Below are 2,584 nucleotides of genomic sequence, written 5' to 3'. Positions count from 1 at the left end.
CCCTCGTCGCGCATGACCTGCTCGATGGCCGCGCGTGCGTCCGAGAAATCGCCCTGGTTCCCGTTTACCGAGAAGGTGCTGTTGAGCTTGATATAGACCGTATGCATCTCCTGCGTATCGCCGATTGTGTCCACCAGCATAAAGTGGACGGTCGAATGCTTCGGGACATCCGATACCTCGATGGTCGTGTCGCGGTCGAGGCGAATCTTATGGACATCCTTGTCAATCCCGAAGCCTTGCGGTGCGACCGTCTCCTTCACCCAGTAGTCCATGTTCGCAATCAGCTTGTTCGTCCCGTTGACCGCCGAGAGGGTAGCCTCGCCGTTCTCGTCCGTCTTGAAGGTCCCGCACTTGCGGGTGCAGGCCTCGTCGCAGTAGATGGCGTACTCGGCTCCGGCGAGAGAGAAGTACTCCGGATCGATCTTTGTGACATCGGGGTTGGTTGAGGACTTCTTCAGGCTTAACGAGCAGAAGTTGCCGATAGACTGAAAGTCGAACTGGAACCCGTCGCCATACACCGTGTCGCCGCGGACGCACGAGATGCTGGGTCCCTTGTATGCGATGATGGCGCAAGTCCGGTCGCTCACCTCGTTTACACGAGACGAGATGCAGCTGTAGCCGTCGAAGTTGGTGAAGAAGAGCTGGGTGTCCACTCCCCGCGGGATGAAATAGGCGTCCTGATTGTTCTCGGCGGGGCTGATCCACTCATATCCGCCGCCGTCACACTGTATGCTCCTAGCGCCGAGGTACGCCCAATCGAGGTCGATATACTCGCCGGGCCTGTCGGAATAGAAGAACTGATATACCATCTTTATCGACTTCAGCCCCAGTAGCCAGTGACAACTGTCCCACGCCGCGAAGGCGTCGCTCACCAAGAAGAAGCTCTTCGTGCCGAAGTGCTGCTGGTAGAATTGGGCGAGCTTCTGGTTGAAACCCGCGTTGTTGTTGTAGCCGTTGCCAACGGCGGGATTCGAGAGCGTGAGCGTGCATCCCACGGGCTTCCCGTTATAGGTTCCAATGCTATTCCACGTGACGCTCGCGCGGTATCCGGAGTTGTCCATCGGTAGAATCGTGTAGGGATGCCCATTGTTCAGAAAGAGCTGTGCTTTGTCCCCCCTGTGGAAGACGTCATCATAGGTTGGGGTCCAGCTTGTGTGCGTCGCCCTGCCAGCGCTGTGCCACCAGCCGGTGGGGTGCGATGAGATGCCGTTGACACTCATGGGAACGGCGAGCCCCGATGGCTTAACCTTCGGGTTATCGGGCGCAAACTCCTCGAATCTACTCATCGAATAGGTCGATATGCCTATCGCGTCGAAGACCGAGCGCATCACGACCCCCAGGGGACTGGAGGGTCTGGCAACCGCGTCGGTCACTGCCGCCGCAGCCGTGATCCCGCCCCCGGCGATAAGGGCCCTTCTGGAAAAGGCTAAGCCTTTAGAGGCACCCCCCCCCCCGAAGTGATTCCGACATCGATGTGGCGTTTACTTTCGCCCACAATTACCTCCTGAGTACGTCATCCTAAGTATCCACTAGACGGTGGTCCTGTATACGAGGTGATTTAGAGTATTGCCGCAGCGGCAAGAAGCATCGAACGCCCCAAAGGCAGGGCGCTTCGTAAGAGCGATAGGGGGCGGAGAAAATCTCTGCCCCCCCCTTTTACTTACTTCCTCCTGACGCCCACCACGCCGTCCGAGACGACCTCGGTCCAACGGATGTAGCGCACGGTATCCGCAGTCATCTTGACGGCGCTAGCGGCACGACCGCGGGAGCGCGAGCGTCCCGAGACGCCCGTCTCGGAAGTCTCCGAAACCTCAGCCGCCGCGTTCGCCTCGTCCGCGTCGAGCCACGCTTCGCACTTGTAGGTGCGCCACTGCCCGCCGCCGATGTTTCGGTACGCGGTCGCGGGGACCGTGATGCGGGCGAGCTCGTCCCAGTAATAGGCCGTGTGGCCCTCGCCGGAGTCGCCGATCGCCGCAAGCTCGAACTCCTTGCCCTTGGCGTCGTAGCCCTTGTGCTTGGGCTCCTCGAACACGGGGATGAAGCCGGGGTGCGCCTCGGCACCATCCTCGGGCAGCAGCCTCATGTCCCAGCTCGGGTCCAGCTCGACCGATCCGGGGGCATATTCCGTGCGCAGGGTGCAGCGGTTGCGGCCGTACAAGGCGGTAATGCCGCTGCCCGCCGTGCAGCTTGATATAGCCTCGTCACCCAGCTTCATGTCCAGGTGCCAGCCGGTGAAGCCTGTCGAGGGGTCGGTGCCGAATTTATCGTTGAGGTTGCAAGTGGGCTCAAGCTCAGTTTTGGCAAGCTCTGCCGGAAATACGAAATTAGTGCCAGTCAGATATCGCTGGGACTTATAGAGTAGATGGGTCTTGTCAGTACCATCCTTATAGAAGTAGAACTTGCCCATGGTCACCCAAGTCCACAGGTACAGATCTCCGTTCACCTTCTTGCTCACGAACTTCGGCCCGCTGAAGATGCTCGGGTCCGAGCAGTCCTTATCCCCTTCGTACCACCCGTCTAGACATTTGTCGAGCAGGCTCATGTCCTGCCCCTCGTCGCGCATGACCTGCTCGATGGCCGCGCG

2 protein-coding genes are annotated in these 2,584 nt (G+C 59.6%); both read right to left on the bottom strand.

Annotated features, from left to right (window positions below):
- The coding region (locus tag DWX39_RS10655) for a prealbumin-like fold domain-containing protein (protein ID WP_199411502.1) at positions 1 to 1,328 on the bottom strand (1,328 nt) is incomplete at its 3' end.
- Positions 1,329 to 1,660: 332 nt separating this feature from the next.
- On the bottom strand, positions 1,661 to 2,584 hold a 924-nt coding region (locus DWX39_RS11080), incomplete at its 5' end, for a hypothetical protein (protein ID WP_199411501.1).

Source organism: Collinsella sp. AF19-1LB (assembly GCF_003459655.1).
Taxonomy (GTDB): domain Bacteria; phylum Actinomycetota; class Coriobacteriia; order Coriobacteriales; family Coriobacteriaceae; genus Collinsella.
The sequence above is the reverse complement of the archived record's forward strand: the minus strand, read 5'-3'. Positions and strand labels throughout refer to the sequence as shown.